Source organism: Sphingomonas sp. Y38-1Y (assembly GCF_032391395.1).
Classification (GTDB): Bacteria; Pseudomonadota; Alphaproteobacteria; order Sphingomonadales; family Sphingomonadaceae; genus Sphingomonas.
Genome location: NZ_CP135916.1, coordinates 1,374,642 through 1,397,156, shown reverse-complemented (window position 1 = coordinate 1,397,156; position 22,515 = coordinate 1,374,642). Strand labels below are relative to the sequence as shown.

The 22,515-nt window shown below is 70.1% G+C and carries 24 protein-coding genes and 1 tRNA gene; 16 read left to right on the top strand and 9 right to left on the bottom strand.

Annotated elements, in window-relative coordinates; genetic code table 11:
* Positions 1–9 precede the first annotated feature (9 nt).
* From RS883_RS06655 to RS883_RS06625, 7 genes are all read right to left on the bottom strand, one after another.
* Positions 10–1,080, bottom strand: coding sequence for an ExeA family protein (locus RS883_RS06655; protein ID WP_315764021.1), 1,071 nt, complete (start codon positions 1,078–1,080; stop codon positions 10–12).
* 11 nt (positions 1,081–1,091) lie between these two features.
* Positions 1,092–2,735 carry a hypothetical protein gene (locus RS883_RS06650; protein ID WP_315765020.1) on the bottom strand — a complete coding sequence of 548 codons (1,644 nt, stop codon included), beginning with the start codon at positions 2,733–2,735 and terminating at the stop codon, positions 1,092–1,094.
* Positions 2,735–3,658, bottom strand: coding sequence for a P-loop NTPase (locus tag RS883_RS06645; protein ID WP_315764017.1), 924 nt, complete (start codon positions 3,656–3,658; stop codon positions 2,735–2,737). The genes RS883_RS06650 and RS883_RS06645 overlap by 1 nt, the downstream gene beginning before the upstream one ends.
* Before the next feature lie 14 nt (positions 3,659–3,672).
* Positions 3,673–5,214 (bottom strand): XrtA system polysaccharide chain length determinant, encoded by a 1,542-nt coding sequence (locus tag RS883_RS06640; protein WP_315764014.1) that lies wholly within the window; start codon positions 5,212–5,214, stop codon positions 3,673–3,675.
* Positions 5,214–5,855, bottom strand: coding sequence for an XrtA/PEP-CTERM system exopolysaccharide export protein (locus tag RS883_RS06635; RefSeq protein ID WP_315764013.1), 642 nt, complete (start codon positions 5,853–5,855; stop codon positions 5,214–5,216). The genes RS883_RS06640 and RS883_RS06635 overlap by 1 nt, the downstream gene beginning before the upstream one ends.
* Positions 5,856–6,136: 281 nt before the next feature.
* Positions 6,137–6,481, bottom strand: coding sequence for a response regulator (locus tag RS883_RS06630; RefSeq protein ID WP_315764010.1), 345 nt, complete (start codon positions 6,479–6,481; stop codon positions 6,137–6,139).
* Between the two features lie 43 nt (positions 6,482–6,524).
* Positions 6,525–8,930 (bottom strand): hybrid sensor histidine kinase/response regulator, encoded by a 2,406-nt coding sequence (locus tag RS883_RS06625; protein ID WP_315764007.1) that lies wholly within the window; start codon positions 8,928–8,930, stop codon positions 6,525–6,527.
* Positions 8,931–9,059: 129 nt separating this feature from the next.
* On the opposite strand from RS883_RS06625, the gene RS883_RS06620 reads away from it, so the two are divergent.
* The 6 genes from RS883_RS06620 to RS883_RS06595 are packed head-to-tail and all read left to right on the top strand — an operon-like array spanning position 9,060 to position 13,379.
* Positions 9,060–9,767, top strand: coding sequence for a response regulator transcription factor (locus RS883_RS06620; RefSeq protein WP_315764005.1), 708 nt, complete (start codon positions 9,060–9,062; stop codon positions 9,765–9,767).
* Positions 9,736–11,352, top strand: a complete 1,617-nt coding sequence (locus tag RS883_RS06615; RefSeq protein WP_315764003.1) for a sensor histidine kinase — start codon at positions 9,736–9,738, stop codon at positions 11,350–11,352. The genes RS883_RS06620 and RS883_RS06615 overlap by 32 nt, the downstream gene beginning before the upstream one ends.
* Positions 11,349–11,777 carry an HPr kinase/phosphatase C-terminal domain-containing protein gene (locus RS883_RS06610; RefSeq protein WP_315764001.1) on the top strand — a complete coding sequence of 143 codons (429 nt, stop codon included), beginning with the start codon at positions 11,349–11,351 and terminating at the stop codon, positions 11,775–11,777. Before RS883_RS06615 ends, RS883_RS06610 begins: the two co-directional genes overlap by 4 nt.
* Positions 11,774–12,685, top strand: coding sequence for an RNase adapter RapZ (rapZ, locus tag RS883_RS06605; RefSeq protein WP_315763999.1), 912 nt, complete (start codon positions 11,774–11,776; stop codon positions 12,683–12,685). The genes RS883_RS06610 and rapZ overlap by 4 nt, the downstream gene beginning before the upstream one ends.
* A 20-nt stretch (positions 12,686–12,705) precedes the next feature.
* Complete coding sequence (locus RS883_RS06600) at positions 12,706–13,113, top strand: PTS sugar transporter subunit IIA (RefSeq protein ID WP_315763997.1); 408 nt, start codon at positions 12,706–12,708, stop codon at positions 13,111–13,113.
* Positions 13,110–13,379: an HPr family phosphocarrier protein gene (locus RS883_RS06595; protein ID WP_315763994.1), complete on the top strand. Its 270-nt coding sequence runs from the start codon at positions 13,110–13,112 to the stop codon at positions 13,377–13,379. Before RS883_RS06600 ends, RS883_RS06595 begins: the two co-directional genes overlap by 4 nt.
* A gap of 3 nt (positions 13,380–13,382) precedes the next feature.
* Here the strand turns inward: RS883_RS06595 and RS883_RS06590 are convergent, their stop codons facing one another.
* A complete protein-coding gene (locus RS883_RS06590; protein WP_315763990.1) occupies positions 13,383–13,778 on the bottom strand; it encodes a hypothetical protein in 396 nt (131 codons plus the stop codon).
* A 184-nt stretch (positions 13,779–13,962) separates the two neighbouring features.
* On the opposite strand from RS883_RS06590, the gene RS883_RS06585 reads away from it, so the two are divergent.
* From RS883_RS06585 to RS883_RS06540, 10 genes are all read left to right on the top strand, one after another.
* A complete protein-coding gene (locus tag RS883_RS06585; protein WP_315763987.1) occupies positions 13,963–14,142 on the top strand; it encodes a hypothetical protein in 180 nt (59 codons plus the stop codon).
* 38 nt (positions 14,143–14,180) lie between these two features.
* Positions 14,181–14,474: an antitoxin Xre/MbcA/ParS toxin-binding domain-containing protein gene (locus tag RS883_RS06580; RefSeq protein WP_315763985.1), complete on the top strand. Its 294-nt coding sequence runs from the start codon at positions 14,181–14,183 to the stop codon at positions 14,472–14,474.
* Between the two features lie 159 nt (positions 14,475–14,633).
* Positions 14,634–15,449: a phosphatase PAP2 family protein gene (locus tag RS883_RS06575; RefSeq protein WP_315763982.1), complete on the top strand. Its 816-nt coding sequence runs from the start codon at positions 14,634–14,636 to the stop codon at positions 15,447–15,449.
* Between the two features lie 49 nt (positions 15,450–15,498).
* The gene (locus tag RS883_RS06570; RefSeq protein ID WP_315763979.1) at positions 15,499–16,305 is read left to right on the top strand and encodes an RNA methyltransferase; all 807 of its coding nucleotides are present in this window, start codon (positions 15,499–15,501) and stop codon (positions 16,303–16,305) included.
* The gene (locus RS883_RS06565; RefSeq protein WP_315765018.1) at positions 16,305–17,405 is read left to right on the top strand and encodes an 8-amino-7-oxononanoate synthase; all 1,101 of its coding nucleotides are present in this window, start codon (positions 16,305–16,307) and stop codon (positions 17,403–17,405) included. Before RS883_RS06570 ends, RS883_RS06565 begins: the two co-directional genes overlap by 1 nt.
* Complete coding sequence (gene bioD, locus RS883_RS06560) at positions 17,402–18,022, top strand: dethiobiotin synthase (protein WP_315763977.1); 621 nt, start codon at positions 17,402–17,404, stop codon at positions 18,020–18,022. The genes RS883_RS06565 and bioD overlap by 4 nt, the downstream gene beginning before the upstream one ends.
* Positions 18,019–19,269 (top strand): adenosylmethionine--8-amino-7-oxononanoate transaminase, encoded by a 1,251-nt coding sequence (locus tag RS883_RS06555; RefSeq protein ID WP_315763974.1) that lies wholly within the window; start codon positions 18,019–18,021, stop codon positions 19,267–19,269. The genes bioD and RS883_RS06555 overlap by 4 nt, the downstream gene beginning before the upstream one ends.
* 260 nt (positions 19,270–19,529) lie before the next feature.
* Positions 19,530–19,606, top strand: a tRNA-His gene (locus tag RS883_RS06550).
* A 36-nt stretch (positions 19,607–19,642) separates the two neighbouring features.
* Entirely contained in the window at positions 19,643–20,695 is a 1,053-nt protein-coding gene (locus RS883_RS06545) for a Glu/Leu/Phe/Val family dehydrogenase (RefSeq protein ID WP_315763972.1), read from the top strand.
* 25 nt (positions 20,696–20,720) lie between these two features.
* Positions 20,721–21,362, top strand: a complete 642-nt coding sequence (locus RS883_RS06540) for a hypothetical protein (protein WP_315763969.1) — start codon at positions 20,721–20,723, stop codon at positions 21,360–21,362.
* Positions 21,363–21,384: 22 nt separating this feature from the next.
* Here RS883_RS06540 and RS883_RS06535 read toward each other — a convergent pair whose 3' ends face one another.
* Positions 21,385–22,458 carry an ATPase, T2SS/T4P/T4SS family gene (locus tag RS883_RS06535; RefSeq protein ID WP_315763967.1) on the bottom strand — a complete coding sequence of 358 codons (1,074 nt, stop codon included), beginning with the start codon at positions 22,456–22,458 and terminating at the stop codon, positions 21,385–21,387.
* Positions 22,459–22,515: the final 57 nt, after the last annotated feature.

Genomic DNA, 22,515 nt, shown 5'->3' with positions numbered 1-22,515 from the left:
CTTTCGTGTTCAGGCGGCGGAGCCGCGCAGCACCGTCTTTTCGGCTCGCGGTTCACCCTCGACCCAGTCGACCAGCAGCGTCAAGACACGGCGCAGCGCCGCATCCTGTTCCTCCAGCCGCCCTTCGAGTTCGGCGACGCGGCGCTCCAACATCGAATCCGTAGCCATGGGCTGCGACGGCGGCGGGGGCGGACCCTCGGCGCGGATCGGGCGCGGGGCAGCGGCGTCGAGCGGCCTCACCACCGGCTCGGGCAGCGGCGCGGGCGGCGCCATGTCGGCGTCGAGCTCGGCGGTCACCGTCTCGACGTCGCGCGCCTCGAACCGCTCGATCCCCTCGATCGCGCCATGCAGCATCAACCGCGCGGCAAGCTGGTTGAGCCGGCGCGGCACGCCGCCCGACCAGGCGTGGAGCGCAGCGATCGCGCCCTCGTCGAACGACGGACGTCCGTCCCACCCGACGACGGTCAGGCGGTGGATCAGATATGCCTCCACCTCCTCGACGCCCATCGGCTCCAGGTGATGCATCGCGATGACGCGCTGGCGAAGCTGCTCCAGGCTGCCGGCACCGTGCAGGACATGGCGGAACTCGGGCTGGCCGAGCAGGAAGATCTGGAGCAGTGGATAGCCGCCCGCCTGGAAGTTGGAGAGCATGCGCAGCTCCTCCAGGCTCTCCACCGGCAGCGACTGCGCCTCGTCGACGATCAAGAGCGTGCGCTTGCCGCCGCGCGCGACGGCGTGCAGCCCGCGCTCAATCGCGGTCAGCAGCTGCGCCTTGGGCAGGGTGGCGGCGATGCCGAGTCCCGCCGCGACCAGCCCCAGCAGGTCCGCCGAATCGACCTGGGTCGAAACGATGTGGATGACGTGCAGCCGCTCGCGGTCGATCCGGCCCATCAGGTGACCGACCAAAGTCGTCTTGCCCGCGCCCGGATCGCCGGTGATGACGATGAAGCCCTCGCCCTGCGCCAGGCCATAGCCAAGATACGCCATCGCCTTTCGGTGCGTGGCGGTATCGAACCAGAAACTCGGATCGGGCGTCAGCTGAAAGGGTCGCCCGGTCAGCCCGTAATGCGTGTCGTACATCGCCGCCCCCGTCAGAACCGATAGCCAAGGCCGAGCAGCGCCTGTGCCACCACGTCCGCGTCGCTGAGCGACTGGTCGGAGACATAGACGCCCGCCGACGCCACCGCGTCGAGCCGGCCCCAATTGTGATAATAGGCGCCCGTCGCGCCCGCGCCGCGCGTCTCGAATCCGCCGAGCCCCGCGCGATACCAGTTGTAGAACACGTCGCCCGTCAGCCCCGAATTGCCATCGAGCTGGCGGCTGGCGAACGCCTGGACGTACGCGCTCTCGTCCTCCAGCCCCGACAGCGACACGCCGGGGACGTTCTCGCCCGTCACGAAGCGGCGGTTGGAATAGCCGCCGCCCAGACCCAGGCGCAGATTGCCCTGCGTCGCGGCATAGACAGCGTCGATCCCGCGCGCGCGATAGTTGGCGGTCGAGACCGACTGGAACACCGAATTGAGGCAGCCCCCCGCCGCGCCGCCGCGCGTGCCGAAGATGCAGCCATTATACTGGTTGCCCTGCCCCGCGAACGGATTGGAGAAGCTGGTCGGCAGCGCCGACAGCCCGTCGCCGAGCTGGCGTCCGAAGCTCTGCACGCTGTCATAGACAACGATCTGCAGGCCTGCCTGCTCGCTCATCTGCCAGCTGAGGGACCCGGTGCCGCTGAACGTGCCGTACCGCTCGCCCAGATGCACCTCCAGCGTGGTGCGCGGGCTCGGCCGCCACACGACGCCCGCGTCATAGAAGACGCCGTCGATGTCGTAGGCGAGCCGGCGCGGCGAGCTTTCGTCGGTGACGAAGCGCCCGTTGCGATCGACGACGACATTGTCGTCGGCATCGAGCAAGGCGTCGCGCTGGCTGATCTGGATCCGCTCGTAACCGAGGCCCGCCGTCAGCGCGAGCGTGCCCGAGACGGGCAGCACCACGTCGCCGCGGCCGTAATAGCCCTCGTACCGCTGGTCGAGCTGGCCGGCATCCTCGCGCTCATAGAGGCCCGACACCGTGAAACCGACGGGGAGATAGGTGTGAGCACGCGTGCCGATGCTGCCGGTCAGCATGTGGCTGATGCTGTCGTCGTAATAGTCCTGCCGCGGCTGGCCGGGCAGCAGGCCGACGCCGCTGTCGGGCGTCTCGACCTTCGAATAGCCGAGCCGATAGGCGGCGTTGACCGAAAGCTGGTCGACCTGCGTCTGGAAGGTCGGGCCGCCATAGATGCCGTAGAGCTGGACGATGTTGGCGACGTTCCCGACCAGCAGGCCCGGCGCGGCGCCGCGAATGTCGCTGCGCGCCCGTGTGCCGATCGCGGCGACGTCGAAGCCGATCGACGGCGTCAACTGAGCTGTCGCGACCGCCAGGCCGCTGTGCACCGACGTGTCGTCCAGGTCGTCGCCCCAGGCGAAGCGATGCTCATAGGTGTAGTTGACCTGCGCCTGCACGCGGCGCGTCTGCACCGTCGCGTCGACACCCGCCTGAACGGTCGAATAGGTCAGCACGTCGCTGCCGTTGTTGAGATCGGCAACGAGCACCTGACTCAGGTTGATGAACGGCGAAATGTCGCTGCGCGGCTGACCGCCGCCGGCGCCGCCGCCACTACCGGGCGGCAGGTCCTGCGCCGCCGCCGGCACGGCAAGGCCGCACGCAAGCGCCGTCGACGCGACGAGAAACGTGCGCATCACGCTTCACCCCCATAGGTATAATAGTCGCCGTAGCGATTGCCGCCCGGCCGCAGCGAGACCGAGTTGAGGATCAACGCCACCCGGTCGCAGGCGGCGAGCTGCGTCACCGCCTCGCGCAGGTCGCCCTCACTCGTACGGTCGGCGCGAACCACCATCATCACCTGTCCGACCAGCCCGGCGAGCACGCCCGCAGGGCTGGCGGCCAGGGCCGGCGGCGAATCGAACAGCACGATCCGGCGCGGATTGGCGCGCGCGAGCCCGGCGATCACCTGACGCGCGCGGGTCGAGGCGAGCAGCTCGGTATCGGCATGGCCACGGGTACCCGCGCGCAGGATCTGAAGCTGCGGCACGTCGGTGTCGAGCACCAGCGTCTCGACGTCGGCCGCCGGATCGCCGATCGCATCGAGCAGACCCGGCCCGTCCTCCAGCCCCAGCACGCGCGGCACGTCGGGCTTGGCGACATCGGCGTCGACCAGCAGCACCTCGACATCCCGCTCGGCCGCCAGGCTGAACGCGAGGTTGGCGGCGCAAAACGTCTTGCCGTCACCCGGCCGCGCCGAGCAGACGAGCAGCGCGCGCGCCTTGTCCGCGTCGCTGCGCGCGACCTCGGCCGCGGCGGCGAGCAGCTGGCGCTTGACCAGCCGGAACTCCTCGGCAAGCGGCGTCACCGCCGCGCCGGGAACGAGCATCCCGCGCTCGGTCAACCGCTCCCGGTCGATCGACACACGCTCGCGAACGACGGGCACGGCGACGAATTCGCCCGCGGGCGCTGCGTCGATCGGTTCGGGCACATAGGCCGGCGGCAACGGATCGTGGCGCGGCGCAGCCACGGTCGGCGGCGGCGGCGCATAGTCGAACCAGTCGCTCGCACGCTCGAGCAGGGAGGCCCGCGGTGGGCGATTGGGATCGGCGGCGGTCATGTTCCTCGTCTCCATCACGCCACCAGCCCGCGCTGGAGGAACTCGATACTCATGAGCAGCAGGAAGGCGCCGACCAGCGCGCCCGCGCCGCCCGCGAACAGCTTGAGCTGGCGCCGGCGACCCGTGCGCACCGCATCGCTCACCACCTCGCCGATGCTGCCGAGCACGGGCATCCCGCTCGCCTTTTCCAGGCGCTGGACGGTGGGATAGGTGGTCTGGAGCTTAGACAGCCCCCACGCCCCCGCCGCACCGCCGCCCAGTCCGACGATCAGCACGCCGAACAGGAGGAGCGGCCGGTTGGGCGCGGTCGGCTTGCGCGGGCTGGTCGGCGGATCGATCACGGTGATCTTGACCGCGTCGGTCTCGTTGTTCGCCTGCGCGCGGATACGCACCTGCTCGCGGCTGGCGAGCAGCTTGTCATACTGGTCCTTGAGGACGAGATAGTCGCGGTCGATCGACGCCTGTTCGGCGGCGACGGCGGGCTGTGCGCCCATCGTCCCGTCAAAGCGCGCGATATCGGCCTCGAGCTGCGCCTTGCGCTGCGTCAGCGCCGCGACCTGTGCCGCGCGGTCGGCCTGCATCGAGCGGAGGCTCAGGTAGAGCGGATTGGGCGCTCCGCCGTCGCCGCCCGCCAGCGGCTCGCCGCGCGCGGCGGCGTTGGCGATCGCAAGCTGGTTCTTGAGCGCGATGACGTCCGGATGGCTGTCGGTCCAGCCGCGTCCGCGCGCCTCGGCAAGCTGCCCCTGGATCGTCGCGACCCGCGCGCGCGCCGGCCCGACTGCCGAGCCCGCGGTGCCGGGCAGCGAGGGCTGCGTGCCCGCCATCTGGCCGTTGACCGCGGCGAGGCCCGACTGCGCGGCGGCGAGGTCGGAATTGACCTGCGCCAACTGATTGCGCGCGGCGGACATCCGCTCCTCCAGGCTGCCGGTACCAGGCAGCGCGCCCATGTACTTCGACTGGAACTCGGCCTTCTTGCCCTCGGCATCCTGAAGCTGGCGCTGGCGCTGATCGATCTGCTCGTCCAGGAACTTCAGCGACTGGCTCGCCTCGTCGCGAGTGTCGGCTAGGTTCGCCTCAACGAAGATGTCGATCAGCTTCTGCACGACCTCGCGCGCCAGCTTGGCGTTGGCGGCATCGGACGCGCCGGCATTGGCGATCGTCGCCGATACCTCGAAGATGTTGGTGTCGGGCTGCGCGGTGATCTTGATCGCCTTTTGCAGCGCCGCCACGCGATCGGCGACGTCGCGGTCGCTCGACACCGAGTTGGCGATCGACGTGCCGCGCACGACCTTTTCGAGGTTCACCGCCGACAACAGCGTCTGGCGAACGCGATCGACGTCGCGCTGTTGGTCGGCCTGCGCCATCGGATTGTCCTGCCCGGGCAGCACGCTGCGAAGCTGCACCGACACGCGGGCGGACGAGACATATTGGTTCGGGATCTGCGACACGACCAGCCAGCCCGCCAGGCAGATGCCCCAGGCGACGGCAAGCGCCAGCCAGCGGCGCCGCCAGACGGCGTGCAGGCCGACCCGGATCTCGTCGTAGATCGCGTCCATCAGAACATGCTCTGCGGAATGATGATGACGTCGCCCGCTTCGAGGCGAACGTTCGCCGACACGTCGCCGTCCTTCAGCAAACTGCCCAAGCGCACGGCATACTCGCGCTGCTTGCCGGTGTCGCGATCGAAGCGGACCAGTCGCGCCTTGTTACCTGCCGCATATTGGGACAGTCCGCCGACCGCGATCATCGCGTCGAGCAGCGTCATGTTGGCGCGATACGGGATCGATGCGGGCTTCTCGGTCGCGCCGACGATGCGGATCTGCTGGCTGAACGTGCCCTGGAACTGGTCGACGATGACCGAGACGATCGGGTCCTTGATATATTCCTTGAGCGCGATCTTCATGTCGTCGGCGAGCATCGACGGCGTCTTGCCCACCGCGGGCATGTCGGCAACCAGCGGGGTGGTGATGCGGCCGTCGGGGCGCACCTGAACCTTGGCCGACAGCTCCGGATTGCGCCAGACGAAGATTTGGAGCGAATCGAGCGGGCCGATAACATATTCCTCGCCCGGCCCTTCCTTGGTCGCGACGAACTGGGCGGGGGGAAGCTCGGGCCGATTGCCCGACGAACAGCCGCTTACCAGCACCGAAGCGGTCCCCAGCAACAGCGCCGCCCTGGCCTTCACGCGAACTCGCATCCCACATCTCCACCGGTGCAGCGGACACGGGGACGACCCGCAACCGCATGCAGAAACGGGGATGCTATGCGCGGTGAGAGGTTAAATTAGCGTTCAGCGTGGTCGGGGATCGGGTGGGTTAGCGCGACTTCCCCTCACCGGAAGAAGAACCTCCCACCCGTTCGTCCTGAGTAGCCATCGAGCGAAGTCGAGATGGCGTATCGAAGGACCGCCAAACAGTGCTTCGATACGCGACCTCGACTTCGCTCGGCCGCTAACGGTGATTTTATGAACAGGTGGCGTCAGAGCGCCCCCAGCGCCTGCTCCACACCGTCCATCGTGAACGGCTTGGCCAGCACCGGACGCGTCGAGTGCGCCTCCGCGACCGTGTCGCCGCCGGTCGCCAGGACGAACGGGATGCCCGCGGCGGCCAGTGCGTCGGCCACCGGCCAGCTCTTCTCGCCGCCGCGCAGGTTGACGTCGAGGATCGCGGCATCGACGCCGCCGCGCGCAACCTGGTCCAACGCGCCCGCCACGGTTTCCGCCGTCCCCGCCACTTGCTTGCCCAGCGCGTCGAGGAAATCCTCAAGCATCATGGCGATCAGGGGTTCGTCCTCGACAATGAGGATACGCGTGCGCTCGGTCATGCCGGCGTCATACGCACGGCGTAGCGTTTGCGCCAAGCATTGATTACGCCTCCATCACCCCGCGCACCGCGTCGGCCAGCTGCTGGACCGAGAAGGGCTTGGGCAGGAACGCGACGTTGTCGAGGTCGATCGACCGACGCAGCTGCTCCTCGGCATAGCCCGACATGAACAGGATCGGCAGGTCGGGATAGCGCTCGCGCACCTTGGCGACCATCGTCGGCCCATCCATCATCGGCATGACGACGTCGGAGACGAGCAGGTCCGGCCGCTCGCTCGTCGCGATCAGCTCCAGCGCCGCCTCGCCGTTCTCCGCGGTCAGTACCTTGTAGCCCTGCCGGGCGAGCGCGCGCTCGGCGATCGCCCGCACCATCGCCTCGTCCTCGACCAGGAGGACGGTGCCGGTGCCCCATTCGGCGGCACGCTTGACCGGCTTGGGCGGCACCTTGGCCACCGGCACCTCGCCGGCGGCATAGACCGGGAAATAGATGGTGAAGCGCGCGCCCAGGCCGGCGGGCGATTCGGCGAAGATGTAGCCGCCCGACTGCTTGACGATGCCATAGACGGTGGAGAGGCCCAGCCCCGTCCCCTTGCCCACTTCCTTGGTGGTGAAGAAGGGCTCGAAGATCTTGGGGAGGATCTCGGCCGGGATGCCGGTGCCGGTGTCGGTGATGCGCAGCACCGAATAATCGCCGACCGGCAGCACGTCGTCGGCCATCCGCTTCACCGCCGCCCGTCCGAGCGCCAGCGTCTCGATCGTCAGCGTGCCGCCGCCCTTGGGGTTGGCGGCGACCATCGCATCGCGCGCGTTGACCGCGAGGTTGACGATCACCTGCTCGAGCTGCCCCGGATCGGCGCGCACCGCGCCCAGCCCGCGACCGTGCGCGACCTCCAGCCGCACCGTCTCGCCCAGCAGGCGGGTGAGGAGGTGCGAAACCTCCGACACCACGTCGGCCAGCTGGAGCACATGCGGCCGCAGCGTCTGCTGGCGCGAGAAGGCGAGGAGCTGGCGCGTCAGCGCCGCGGCGCGATTGGCGTTGAGGCGGACCTGCTGGATGTCGTCATGGTCGCTGTCGCCCGGCGAATGGCGCATCAGCATCAGGTCGCAATGCCCGATGATGGCGGTCAGGATGTTGTTGAAGTCGTGCGCGACGCCGCCCGCCAGCTGGCCGACCGCCTGCATCTTGGTCGCCTGCGCGACCTGGCGCTTCAGCTGCCCCTCCTCGCCCGTCTCCTTGAGGCAAAGGATGACCGACGCGTTGCCCAGCCCGCGCGCCCCCGCCAGCGTCAGCGCGACGGGCTCGTCGGGCCGCGCGGCCAGCCGCACCTGCATGTCGGCGGCATGGCTTGCCCCGCCCGAGAAGCGGCGGATCGCGTCGGCGAGCGCTGCCTTGTCCTCGCGCACCACCAGGTCGCCCGGATAGAGCGGCGGTGCGGCGGCGTTGACGCCCGTCGCTGCCGCGAACGAATCGTTGATGTGGACGAAGCGCCCCTCGCGGTCGACCATGCCGACGCCCACGGGCAACAGGCTGACGAGCGCGCGGACATGCGCTGCCACATCCTCGCCGATGCTGGCGGGAAGCCCCGCATCCTCCTCGTCGATCAGCGCCAGGACGATCGGCGCCTGCTCGCCCTCGCCCAGCGGCAGCTGGATGAGGCGCAGCGGATTGCCCGCCTCACCCTCCCGCTCGAAACGAACATGGCCGCTGGGGTCGGCGAGCATCAGCCGGGCGAAGTCGCGCCCCTCGACGATCGCATCGGCGCTGCCCAGCGCACGCGCGGCGAAGACGCGGTTCGCCGCCTCGATCCGCCCATCGGGCTGGATCGCCACCGTCATCACGCCCGCGCCGCCCAACCGCTCGCCCGGCGCGCCGGCGATCGCCGACAGGATCGCGGGCAGCGTCTCGATCCCGCTCGCCGCCGCACCGTCGCCGGCGATCCGCGTGAATTGCCAGAGGAGCATGTCGTCGCCCGCGCGGGTGATCCGGGCGCTCACCGACTGCCCGTGCCGTGCCAGCCCCTCGATCTCGGCCGCGCCATCGCGCCATGCCGCCCGGCCCGCGACGCCCAGCCGCCCCTCGCCATCGCCATCCAGTGGCAGGCCCGGCGGCGTCGGCAGCCCGTCGAACAGCAGGCGATAGGCGTCGTTGGCACAGACCAGCCGTCCGGATCGATCGGTAACCGCGACGGCCGCCTCGCTAGCCGACGCCAGCGCTTGCGCCAGCGACCAGTCCGGCCCCGCCGCCTCCGCCCCGCGCCGCCGATCGACGCGCGCGAACGCGAGCACGCCCCCGGCCACCACCAGCGCCGCCGCCAGGAACGCGACCGCGATCCGCCAATCACCGAGCAGCCCCAGCACCAGCACCGCCGCCGCCAACCCGCCGGCACCGGCGATCAACGCCGCCTGCTGGCCGGCGGCGGTTTCGGGCGGCGACAAGGGGGAACTGGCCATCGCCCACGCTGTCGGCCCGCTCCGCCCCCTCGTCAAGCAGCGCGGTCGCCCTTCGCGAGCGATTGAGCCGGGTCGCGCTTTGGGCTAGGCGAGCGGCATGGGCCATCGCATCATCGAGCCTCCGAAACCGTGAGCGCGACGGTCGCGCTGGTCGACGACGACCGCAACATCCTCACCTCGGTCTCGATCGCGCTTCAGGCCGAAGGCTTCCTGACGCGCGTCTATTCGGACGGCGAAGCGGCGCTGAAGGCGCTGATCGACAATCCCCCCGACCTCGCCGTGCTCGACATCAAGATGCCGCGGCTCGACGGGCTGGAGCTCCTCCGCCGGCTGCGCGAGAAGTCGACGATCCCGGTCATCTTCCTCACCAGCAAGGACGACGAGCTGGACGAGGCGCTCGGCCTCGCGATGGGCGCCGACGACTATATCGCAAAGCCGTTCAGCCAGCGCCTGCTGATCGCCCGCATCCGCGCGATCCTGCGCCGGACCGAAGCGGCGGCGGGGCTTGGCGAGGGGTCGAATGAGCCCGCCGCGCCCGTGCTCGAACGCGGGCGGCTGGTCATGGACCCTGCCCGGCACAAGGTGCTGTGGGGCGGCCAGAACGTCACGCTGACCGTGACCGAGTTCATGATCCTCGAAACGCTCGCCCAGCGGCCCGGCATCGTCAAGACGCGCAACCAGCTGATGGATGCAGCGTATCAGGACGACATCTACGTCGACGACCGCACCATCGACAGCCACATCAAGCGCGTGCGCCGCAAGTTCCGGCAGGTCGACCCCAAGTTCGACGCCATCGAGACGCTCTATGGTGCGGGCTATCGCTTCTCCGACGAGTGAGGATCGCGGCCCGTCGCGGAGCGACGATCGGGCGCTCTCGCTGCGCTGGTCGGGGCGGATCAGCCTCACGCCGCGCATCCTGGCGGTCAACGGCATCGCGCTGGCGATGCTGGCGGGCGGGTTCTTCTATCTCGACAGCTATCGCACGCGGCTGATCGACACGCGGCTCGAACAGGCGAGCCGGGAAGCGCGGCTGATCGCCCAGGCGCTGATGGCGACGCGGATGAGCGACGAGGAAGTGCTCGTCACCCGCCTCGCGCGACAGACGGGGACGCGCATCCGCACTTTCGGCCCCGACGGCGTCCAGCGCGCCGACAGCCGCGCGCTGGGGGTCGCCAATTTCCGCCTGCGCGATCCCGACAAGCAGCCGGTCGGCCAGACGATCGGCCGCTTCCTCGACGCAGGGATCGACACCGTCGTTGGCGCCGACCGCGCGCCGCTCTATCGCGAGCGTCCGCGCGGTCGCGGCTATCGCTGGCCCGACGTCGCCCGCGCCTTTTCGACGCACGAGGCGCCGTCGACGCTGTGGCGCGCTCCCGATCGGACCCCGGTCCTCACCGCCGCCGCGCCGCTGGGGGCTCGCGGCACGCTGATGACCACGGTCAATGCGCGTGACATCACCTCGGTCGTGCGGGCCGAGCGCTGGCGGCTGTCCGTCGTCCTAGCGGGCGTCGCTCTCGCGTCGCTCCTCCTGTCCTTCTTCCTGGCGCGCACGATCGTCCAGCCGCTCCGCAAGCTCGCCCGCGCCGCGGTCCGCGTCCGGCTGGGCCGCGCGCGCGAAGTGGTCGTGCCGCGCCTGCCCGACCGCCGCGACGAGATCGGGATGCTCGCCCGCGCCGTGTCCGACATGAGCCAGGCGCTACGCCTGCGCATCGACGCGACCGAAGCGTTTGCCGCCGACGTGACGCACGAATTGAAGAATCCGCTCGCATCGCTCCGTTCGGCGGTGGAGGGGCTGGGGTCGATCCGCGACCCGGCGCTTCAGGCGCAGCTTCTCGACATCGTTCGCGACGACGTCCAGCGCCTCGACCGTCTCATCACCGAGATTTCGGAGGCGTCGCGCCTCGACGCGCAATTGAGCCGCACCAAGTTCGAGCCGCTCGACCTCGCCGAGATGCTGGAGGCGATCGTCGAGGCGCGGCGGACGCGCGGCCTGCCCCGCGACATCCGCCTCCGCCTCGACCTGCCCGGCGACGAGGCCCTGATCGTCAATGGCGACGGGTCGCGGCTGGCGCGCGTGTTCGAGAACCTGATCGACAACGCGCTGTCCTTCTCCCCCGACCAAGCCGTCGTCAGCGTCGGCGCCTCGGCAGCCGGCCGCCGGCTGATCGTCCGCGTCGAGGACGAGGGGCCCGGCGTGCCTGAGGAAGCGCGCGAGGCGATCTTTCGCCGCTTCCATTCGGTCCGCCCGGATGGCGAGGCATTCGGCGCACACTCCGGCCTCGGCCTTGCCATCGCACGTACGATCGTCGAAGGCCATTCGGGCACGATCCACGTCGAGTCGCGCGAGGATCGGGTCAGCGGCGCGCGCTTCGTCGTGCGGCTGCCGCGGGCCTTTGGGGACGGGGATCGGATCGAGGGATGACGGCGTTGTCGTCGGAGACGCTGCACGCGTCGTGCGTGGCGATCCAGGGTCGCGCGGTGCTGATCGCGGGCCGCTCTGGCACGGGCAAGTCCGACCTCGCGCTCCGCCTGATCGATCGCGGCGCGGTGCTCGTCAGCGACGACTATACCCTTCTTCGCCGCGCCGGATCGACGCTCCTCGCATCTCCGCCCGTTACCATCGCCGGCCGGATCGAGGTGCGCGGGATCGGCATCGTCGAGATGGCGCACGTCGCGGACGTGCCGGTCGCGCTGCTTGTGACGATCGATCCGGCGCCGGAGCGCCTGCCGGCCGATCTCCGGTCTCGCTCGATTGCCGGGATCGACATCCCCTGCACCGCCCTCGCCTCGCTCGAGCCGTCCGCGCCGATCAAGGTCGAACTGGCGCTCGCCCGGCAGAAACCATGACCCAGCCCCGTCGCATCCTCCTCGTCACCGGCATGTCGGGTGCCGGGAAGACCACCACGCTCCGCACGCTCGAGGATCTGGGGTGGGAGGTGGTCGATAACCTTCCCCTCGTCCTTCTCGACCGGCTGCTCGAGACCGCGCCCGCGACGGGATCGCCGGACGGCGACCGACCGCTCGCGCTCGGCATGGGGACGCGCACCCGCGGCTTCGACGCCGCGCGCATCGTCAAGCGCGTTCAGCAGCTCGCCGACCGCGGCCAGGACATCACGATCCTCTATCTCGACTGCGGCGGCACCGAGCTCGAACGCCGCTATTCGGAAACGCGCCGCCGCCATCCGCTGGCGCAGGACCGCCCCGCCGCCGACGGCATCCTGCGCGAACGCGAGCTTCTGCAGCCGATCAAGGACTGGGCCGGCCGCCTGATCGACACCACCACCCTGTCGGCGAACGCGCTGGCGCAGGAAGTGCGCGACCGCTTCGGCGGCGAGGGCGGCAGCGAACCGACGCTGTCGGTCATGTCGTTCGGCTTCGCCCGCGGCGTACCGAGAAGCGCCGACCTCGTCTTCGATATGCGCTACCTGCGCAATCCGCATTGGGTGCCAGAGCTTCGCCCCGGCACCGGCCGCGATGCCGACGTCGCCGACTATGTCCGCGGCGATCCCGCCTATGCCGAGTCGGTCGACGCGATCGAGCGGCTGCTGCTGATGCTGCTCCCCCGCTACCGTGCGGAGGGCAAGGCCTATGTCACCGTCGCATTCGGCTGTACCGGGGGAAGACACCGCTCGGTCCACCTGGCCGAACGGGTGGGCGCACGGTTGCGCGCCGAGGGATTTTCGCCCACGGTACAACACCGCGACCTGGGCACCGCGCCGCAGGACTCGCTCGAAGGCGCGCCCGCCAAGACATGAAGGCTATGACGGAAAATCCAATGATCGGCCTGGTCCTCGTGACCCATGGACGCCTTGCACAGGAATTCGTGGTCGCGATGGAGCATGTCGTCGGCAAGCAGGATGCGATCGCGACGATCTGCATCGGCCCCGAAGACGACATGGAGGAACGCCGCGCCGATATCGCCCGCGCGATCGGCGAGGTCGATGGCGGCCGCGGCGTGATCGTCCTCACCGACCTGTTCGGCGGCACCCCCTCCAACCTCGCCATCTCGCTGCTCGAGACCGGCCGGGTCGAGGTGATCGCGGGCATCAACCTGCCGATGCTCATCCGCCTGGGCGGCGCGCGCAAGACGATGAAGGTCACCGAAGCCGTCTCTGCCGCGCGAGAGGCGGGGCGCAAGTACATCTCCGTCGCCTCCGAAGTGCTGGGCGAGGCGGCGGCATGACCGTCAGCCGCGCGGTCCTCATCACCAATCGCCGCGGTCTCCACGCACGCGCCAGCGCCAAGTTCGTGACGCTCGCCAGCGCCCAGCCGACCGAAGTCACCGTCGAGAAGGACGGCTCGCGCGTCACCGGCACGTCGATCATGGGCCTGATGATGCTGGGCGCCGCCAAGGGCGATACCATCACCATCTCCGCCACCGGCGACGCCGCCGAGGACGCCGTGACCGCGCTCTGCACCCTGGTCGAGGACCGCTTCGGCGAAGAGTGAGCTTCAGTTCGGCGGAGGCGGCGCCTTGCGCTTGAAGTCGTAAGCCGCCGATCCCTGATAGAGCGTGATCGTTCCCGGCGTCGGCAGCCTGTCGAGCCGAAGATTCACCACGGCGGCCGAACCGTCGACCTCGAACCGCCGATAGGGGAACGCGCCGACATAGTGGCGCGGCAGAACGAACGCGCCGCCGTCGTCCCGGCCGACGACATAGCGCACCGACTTGTGCCCGTTGAGCAGGATGCGCCCGTCGCGCAGCTCGATCGTGCCGCAGCAGCCATTGGCGTAGACTCCGTTCTCGCCTGCACTCACATATGGATCGTAGAGGAACACGCGCCACGCAATCAGCAGCCCGGCGATGACCGCCACGACACCCGCGCCCACGCCGATCCAACGTCGCATCCGCCCGTCCTCTCTGCCGCCTTGCAGAAAAAGACTAGATATGTAGATTTAAGAGTCAAGCGTCCGTGTCTTATAATTGCGGCCGATCCGCACTACCTATCGGTTACCACCGGGGACACGCATCCGTAGGCACCCGTGGCTGAGAGACCATCGCGCTCCCGCTTACATTGCAGGAGTGGTCTCCATGGACCTCAACTATCTACTCGCGCGGCACCAGGTGTCGCTCATGCGCGCCGACCAGTCCGCGTGCGTCGCTTCGCGCCGCTCGCATCAGGGGCTCGCCTCGGCCTATGCCGCACAGATCCGGACGGTCCAAGCGGACTTCACCGGATCGAGGAGCGTCATCGGCGCGACGATCACCTGAGCGCTGGCGGCACGTCATTCGAAGGGGGCAGGACGAATATGACCGATCAACCGACGACCACGCCGGCCGAACCGGCACCCGCACCCCGCCGCTCGGGCTTCAGCCCGCGCCGCGCGATGAAGAAGATGGACCCGGTCGCCGCCGAGCGACAGGGCCGCATCACCCTCCTCGCCTTTAAGCGCCTCGGCTCCGAACGTGCGATCGCGTTCCTCAACGGCCATGACGAGGCGCTGGGCGGCCGCCCCCTCGACCTCGCGATCGCCAGCGAAGACGGCCTCGACGCCGTGGAGCGCGCGATCGATGCGCGGCTCGGCGGCGGATCCGCTGCATGACCCCGACGGCTTGTTAACGAGTCTGCGCCTAGCCTGAGGTCCAAGCGACCGGGGGGCTGCATGACATATCGAAGGCTGGCCAGCGCAGGCGCGTTGCTCCTGGCATTATCGCTCGCCATCGCCCTCCCGCTCGTTGGCTTGTCGCTTGCGCCAAGTCCCATGGCGCTGGTCGCCATCCTGTTTCCGGCGCTGTCGATCGCGTTGCCGTGGCTGACCCGCGAAGGGTTCGCCACGCGGCATCCCCGCGCCACCGCGGCGATCGCATCGGCGGGCATGCTGGCCGCGTTCAGCCTGCTGGGCTCGATCGCCAGCTACGCCATCGCCGCCTCGACCAGCGGCTGGGCCGATGCCGACCTGATCGCGCTGGGGGGTCCGCTCGAGAGCTTCTGGCCGACATACTGGCGGCTTTTCGAGCTCAATCGCTGGATCGGGGCGCCGCTGGACGCGGCCTATCTCACGATCTTCGCGACACCCACTCTGCTGGCGGCGGCACTGGCATGGAGCGGGCATCAGGCCCGGCTTGATCGCTTCGTGCTCGCCTTTGCATTGGCACTCATCCTCACCAATGCGCTGTTCGCCCTGGCGCGCGCGACCTCCGCCGGCGCCCACTTCCTGCGGCCTGACGACCCGATGATGCCGCAGCCCGGCTTCATGCACATCGCCGTAATCGAGGCACTGCGGTCGGGCACGCTGCGCGCGATCGACCTCGGCGCGCTGTGCGGTCTGATCGCCTTCCCCAGCTTCCACGCCGCGGCCGCCGTGCTCTTCATCTGGGCGAGCTGGCCGACCGGTCGGCTTCGGCTGTTCTTCGTGCCGATCAACCTGATGATGCTGGCGGCCACGCCGACGACAGGGGGGCATTATCTGATCGAGTGCATCGCTGGCGTGGGTGTGGCGTTGCTGGCGATCGGGGCCACGCGGCTGGTGGAATGGAGGCCGGCTGCACTCGCACCGCCCCGGCCGGCCGTCGCTTAGGGGGCTGCCCCCTTTTCCTCGCGCCCGCGCTGGGGCAAAGCGCGCCGCCATGCCTCGCCAGATCACCGCCTATTCCAATCAGGCCGTCAAGGCGGCGCGCGAGCTTCGCGACAAGAAGCACCGCCGCGCGCAGGGTCGCTTCCTGGCCGAGGGGCTGCGCATCCTGACCGAGGCGCGCGAGGGCGGGCGACTGCCCGAACAGATGTTCTTTGCCGCCGACAGCGCGCGCCATCCGCTGGTCGTCGCGCTGGTCGAGGCGGTCGAGGCGGCGGGCGGCGACGCCATCGAGACGACGCCCGACATCCTTTCCAAGCTGTCGGGCAAGGACAATCCCGGCGCCGTCGTCGGCGTATTCGCCGAGTTCGAGACGCCGCTCGACCAGCTCGACCGCAGCGCCGCCGGCATCTGGCTGGTCGCGGAGCGGCTGCGCGACCCGGGCAATCTCGGCACCATCCTGCGCACCGGCGATGCGGTCGGCGCGGGCGGACTGATCCTGGTCGACGATTGCGTCGACCCCTTCTCCGTCGAGGCGGTTCGCGCGAGCATGGGCGCGCTGTTCACCGTGCCGATCGTGCGCGCGGGCTGGGACGCGTTCATCGCCTGGCTGCGGTGCGGGCCGGGCCAGCTCGTGGCGCTCAGCCTCGACACCGATCTCGACTATCAGGACCCGGCCTATGCCGCGCCGACCTTCCTACTGACCGGCAATGAAGCGCAGGGCCTGCCGCCCGCCTATGCCGCGGCCTGCGACCTGCGCGTCAAGATGCCGATGCTCGGCAAGGCCGACAGCCTCAACGCCGCCGTCGCGACCGCGGTGATGGCGTATGAGGTGCTCAGCCAGCATCGGCGCCGCGGATGATGCTGGCGGCACAGGCGGCCGACCTCGACGCGCTGGCGACGATCGGGCGCCGCCGGTCGCTCGCGCCGCGAGAGGGCGTCGACTTCGCCTCCAACGACTATCTCGGTCTCGCCGGATCGGCGCGGCTGCGAAAGGCGGCCGCCGACGCGATCGCGCGCGGCGTGCCGATGGGCTCGGGCGGCTCGCGCCTGCTGCGCGGCAACCATGACGAGATCGAGGCGCTGGAGAGCGAGGCAGCGGCGTTCTTCGAACATGAGGCGGCGCTGTGGTTTTCCAGCGGCTATGCCGCCAATCTGACGCTGCTCGCGACGCTGCCCCAGCGCGGCGACCTGATCGTCCATGACGCGCTGGTGCACGCGAGCGCCCATGACGGCATGCGCCTGTCGCGCGCCGATCGCGTGGCGGCGGTGCACAACGACGCGCAAGGATTCGACGACGCGATCGCCGCGTGGCGGCGGGGCGGCGGCATGGGCACGCCGTGGATCGCGGTCGAGAGCCTCTACAGCATGGACGGCGACCTCGCGCCGCTGGCCGAGCTTGTCGCGGTCGCCGAGCGCCACGACGCGATACTGCTGGTGGACGAGGCGCATGCGACCGGCGTGTTCGGGGATGCGGGCCGCGGCCTGTCGCACGCCCTTGCGCCCGAGCGGACGATCGCGCTCCACACCTGCGGCAAGGCGCTGGGGGCCGAAGGGGCGCTGGTGACCGGCCCCGCGATCATGCGCGACTTCCTCATCAATCGCGGTCGCGGCTTCATCTTCTCGACCGCCCCCTCGCCGCTGATGGCGGCAGTCGTGCGCGAGAGCCTTCGCACCCTCGCCGACGAGCCCGAGCGCCGCGACGCGCTATGGCAGCGGATCGCTTATGCCGAACGATCGCTCGGCATCGGAAGCCGATCGCAGATCCTGCCGCTGATCCTCGGCGACGACAATCGTGCGATGACGGTCGCCGCGGCAGTGCAGGCCGCCGGCTTCGACGTGCGCGGGATTCGCCCGCCGACCGTCCCCCCCGGCACCGCGCGGCTGCGGATCGCGATCACCAACCATGTCGAGCTCGACGATATCGATGCGCTGGCCGACGCACTGAAGGCTGCGCTGTGAGCCGCTTCGTCATCGCGGGCACCGATACCGGCATCGGCAAGACCGTCTTCGCCGCCGCGCTGACGCAGGCGATCGGCGCGACCTATTGGAAGCCGGTTCAGTCGGGCACCGACGAGGGCACCGATACGGCCGCCGTCGCCGCGCTGGCAGGCATCCCTCGCGAGCGACTGCTGCCCGAGGCCTATGTCCTCGCCACCCCCTGCTCGCCGCACCTGGCCGCCGAGATCGACGGCGTGACGATCGACCCCGCGCGCCTGACCCCGCCCGCCATCGACCCGCTGGTGATCGAGCTCGCCGGCGGGCTGATGGTCCCGCTGACGCGCACGCTGCCGACGATCGACCTCGTCGCGCGATGGAACCTCCCCGTCATCCTCGTCGCCCGCACCGCGCTCGGCACGATCAACCACAGCCTCCTCTCGATCGAGGCGATGCGCCGCCGCGGCATCCCGATCCACGGCATCGCCTTCGTCGGCGACAGCGTGCCCGACAGCGAGGCGACGATTGAGGCAATGGGCGACGTGCGGCGGCTCGGCCGGCTCGCCCCGATCGATCCGCTGACGCCCGACACGCTCGCCGCGGCGTTCGCGGCCGGATTCGACCTCGCCGACTTCGGATGACCCGCACGCGCATCTGGCACCCCTTTACCCAGCATGGTCTGGGCGAGCCGATCCCCCGCATCGTCCGCACCGAGGGCGCCTATCTCTGGACCGACACCGGCGATCGGCTGATCGACGCGATTTCGAGTTGGTGGGTGACGACGCATGGCCACGCCCACCCGCGCATCGCCGCCGCCATCGCCGAGGCCGCGGCGAGCACCGACCAGATCATCTTCGCCGGCCACACCCATCCCCAGGCTGAGGCGGTGGCCGACGGCCTCGCCGCGCTGTTCCCGCCGCAACTCGCACACGTGTTCTTTTCCGATTCGGGATCGACAGCGGTCGAGGTCGCGCTGAAGATGGCGCTCGGCTTCTGGACCGCGCGGGGGCAGCCGCGCCACCGAATCCTCGTGCTGGAGGGAAGCTATCACGGCGACACGATCGGGGCGATGTCGGTCGGCGCGCGCGGCGTGTTCAACGCTGCCTATGCGCCGCTGCTGTTCGACGTCGGCACCCTTCCCTTCCCCGACGACGACGCCGCACTCGTCGCGCTGGAGGCCGCGTGCCGCGAGCGGCCGGCGGCGCTGATCGTCGAACCGCTGGTGCTCGGTGCGGGGGGCATGCGGATGTATCCGGCCGAGCGGCTCGCGGCGATGGCGGCGATCTGTGCGCGGCACGGCGTGCTGTTCATCGCCGATGAGGTGATGACCGGCTGGGGCCGCACCGGCACGCTCACCGCCTGCGAACAGGCGGGCGTGGTCCCCAACATCATGTGCCTGTCCAAGGGGCTGACCGGCGGCAGCCTTCCGCTCGCGGTCACGCTGGCCAGCGCACCCGTCTATGACGCGCACTACTCGGACGACCGCGCGCGCATGTTCTTCCACTCGTCGAGCTATACCGCCAATCCGATCGCCTGCGCCGCCGCCGCCGCCAACCTCGCCATCTGGCAGGAAGAGCCGGTGCTCGACCGCGTCGCCGCACTGGGCGAGCGTCAGCGCGGCTGGATGGATCGGGCGGCCGGATGGCCGGGCGTCACCGCCGCCCGCACGCTCGGCACCCTCGCCGCGTTCGAGGTCGAGGATACGCGCAGCGGTTATCTCTCGGCGCTCGGCCCTGCGATCAAGGCGCACTGCGCCGCCGCCGGCGTGCTCCTCCGCCCGCTCGGCAACACGGTGTATGTGATGCCGCCTTATTGCGTGGGCGAGGTTGATCTGGCGCAGGTCTACGGCGCGATCGAGGACGCGATCCGAACGCTCCGCTCGTCCTGAGCCTGTCGAAGGACGTGCCCCAAACCGTGCCGCTTCGAACACGTGCTTCGACAAGCTCAGCACGAACGGAGTTGAGCGCGTCATCCCGGACTTGATCCGGGATCCCGCTTGTTCTTTGCACAGGCCCGGAGAGGCAGCGGGACCCCGGATCAAGTCCGGGGTGACGGTTCTGGAAAGGCGCCCCCGCTCAAAACCTCCACCAAACCCGCGCAACGATCTTGCGCGGCGCGCGAATTGGGTCTAGGCGCGCGGGCTCAGTGGCGGTCGTAGCTCAGTTGGTTAGAGCATCGGTTTGTGGTACCGAGGGTCGCGGGTTCAAGTCCCGTCGTCCGCCCCACCTCCCCCTTCCTTCCTGCGATCGGCGGATTGTCACGTGCTTACCGACTGGGGATTCCCCGACTTCGACGACCATGAGGGTGTTCACCTCTTCACCGATCCGGTGAGCGGCTTGCAGGCCGTGATCGCGGTGCATTCGACGACCTTGGGCCCGGCGGCGGGCGGCGTGCGCTTCTGGCATTATGCCGATCCGCGCGCGGCTATCACCGACGCGCTGCGCCTGTCGCGCGGCATGAGCTTCAAGAACGCGATGGCCGGGCTCCCCATGGGCGGCGGCAAGGGCGTGATCCTGGCCGATGCCAACCGCACCAAAACGCCCGAGATGCTCAAGGCGTTCGGCCGCGCGGTCGAATCGCTCGGCGGTCGCTATGTGACGGCCGAGGATGTCGGCATTTCAGAGGCCGACCTGACGACGATCGCTGGCGAGACGCGCTACGCCTCGGGCCTGCCCGTCAAAGCGAGCGGCGGCGCCGGCGGCGACCCCGGTCCCTTTACCGCGCACGGCGTCTATCTGGGCGTCCGAGCGGCGGCGAAGCGTGCGCTCGGCACCGACGACATGGCGGGCGTCCATGTCGCGATCCAGGGCCTGGGCAGCGTCGGCGGCGGCCTCGCTCGCCTGCTCGCCAACGACGGCGCGCGGCTGACGCTGGCCGACGTCAATTGCGACCGCGCGAGCGCGATGGCCGACGAGCTTGGCGCGGCGCTGGCCGATCCCGACGCGATCCTGGGCGTCGAGGCCGACATCGTCAGCCCCAATGCGCTGGGCGCGATCCTGACCGAGACGTCGATCGCGGCGCTCCGCTGCAAGGCGGTCGCGGGCGGCGCCAACAACCAGCTCGCGACGCGAGTTGAGGGTCGGGCGATCCACGATCGCGGCATCCTCTATGCCCCCGACTACGTCATCAACGCCGGCGGCATCATCAATGTGGGCCTCGAATATCTCGGCCAGGGCGACCGCGCCGAGGTGGAGAGCCGCATCGCGCGCATTCCCGAGCGGCTCGAGGCTGTGTGGGCCGAGAGCGAGCGCACCGACACGCCCGCGGCGCAGGTCGCCGATGCCCAGGCGATGCGCCTGATCGGGCGCGCCTGATGTCTTCCGAGCGCGGACGCGGCTGATGGGCTGGTTCGCGCTCGCCGGCATCGCGGCCGCGGCGCTCGCGCTGATGCTCGTGCTTCGCCTGCCAAAGGCGGTGGTCGGCTTCGCCGGCGCGGCGCTGATGCTGGGCGCGACCGGCTATGCGCTTCAGGGATCGCCGGCACTTCCCGCTGCGACGCCCAAGACCGAGCCCCCCGTCGGCGTCGCCGATGCCGAGCTGGTGACGCTACGCCAGCAACTGTTCGGCCGCTTTCAGTATAGCGACAGCTATTTCTTCATCGCCGACGCGCTGACCCGCGCGGGCGAGGAGCGAAAGGCGGCGCGGGCGATGCTGGGCGGCGTCCGCTCCGCGCCCAACAGCCTGCCGCTGTGGACGGGCTTCGCCTTTGCGACGGCGGGCGCGGACGGCGCGATGTCGCCCGCGGCGCGGATGGCGTTCCGCCGCGCGCACCTCATCAACCCGCAGCATCCCGGCCCTTATTTCTACGAAGGGCTAGCCTATGTCCGCGCCGGCGACCTTGCCGCCGCGCGTCCTGCCTGGCTGCGCGCGCTCCGGCTATCGCCGCCGAACGCGCCGTGGCGCGAGGGCATTGCGCTCCGCCTCGTCCTCCTCGACCGCTTCCTGGCGATGCAGGCCGGGGCGAAGGGGATGGCGCAGTAAGTCGGGCGCGACGCGCTCGTCCTTATTCCCCGCGCGAGATCCGGATCGCCTCGACCGCGTCGATCAGCCCCTCGCGCGCCATCGCCCGCGCCGCCGAATCGAGCCGCGGCGCATTGAGGAAAGCATGCCGCGCCAGCAGTGCCGCATCGGCGCCGTCATTGACCAGCCGCGCGACCACCGCGTCGAACGCGATCAGCTCGAACACCCCGATCCGTCCGCCGGTCCGCCGGCCGCCGCAGTCGGTGCAGCCCGCGCTTTCGTGGATCACCGCACCCGGATCGAAGCCGAGCAACGCGGCGACGCGGTTGCTTGCCTGCACCGGACGACGGCAGCCATGGCACAGCCGCATGCCCAGCCGCTGCGCCGTCACCGCGCGCAGATGCGCCGCCAGCGCCAGCCGATCGACGCCCAGGCCGCGTAGCCGCTCGAACGCGGTGATCGCGTCCGGCGCCTCGACCCGCGCGATCACGCGCCGCCCGCTCGCCGCCACCTGGAACGCCAGCGACGCCGATCCGCGATCGTCCAGGCTGCCGAGCACGAGCACGTCGGGATCGAGCGTCAGCGCGCGTTCCATGATCGCCTGCTGACCCCCGCCGGCTTCGCCGATCGTCAGCGCGCCCGGCAGGTCATCGATCCCGACCGCAACCACGCTCTGCGTCCGCGCCTCGCCGCCGAGCAGCGCCGCGATCGTCTGGCGCCGTCCCGAATGCGCGGGACCCGCGATCACTGCGACGCCGCCCGGCCGCTCGAGCGCGCGCACCATCGTCCGCGCCTGCGGGGCGGCGAAGCCCAGCGTCGTCAATGCATCGGCGACGCCGCCCGCCCGCTCCGACCGCAGCCGCAGCGCCAGCCGCTCGCCATCGGCATGCGCCGCGACATGCCAGTCGGCGAGCCGGTCGGCACCGCCATCGACGACCTGCCAGGCATCGGCGCGCAGCCGCTCGGGCTGAAGCCGTGAGGGCACCCAGGCGCGTAGCCGGCCATCGACTCGCAGCCGCACACGCACCGCATCGACGTCGAGATCGAGGTGGATGTCGCTCGCGCCCTGTGCCAGCGCGTCGGCGGTCAGCGCCTCGATCGCGGTTTCGCTCGCCATGTCGCCCCGCCCCCTTGCTGCTGCGGCCATCGGTGACGGCGATGCGACGCGAAGGTT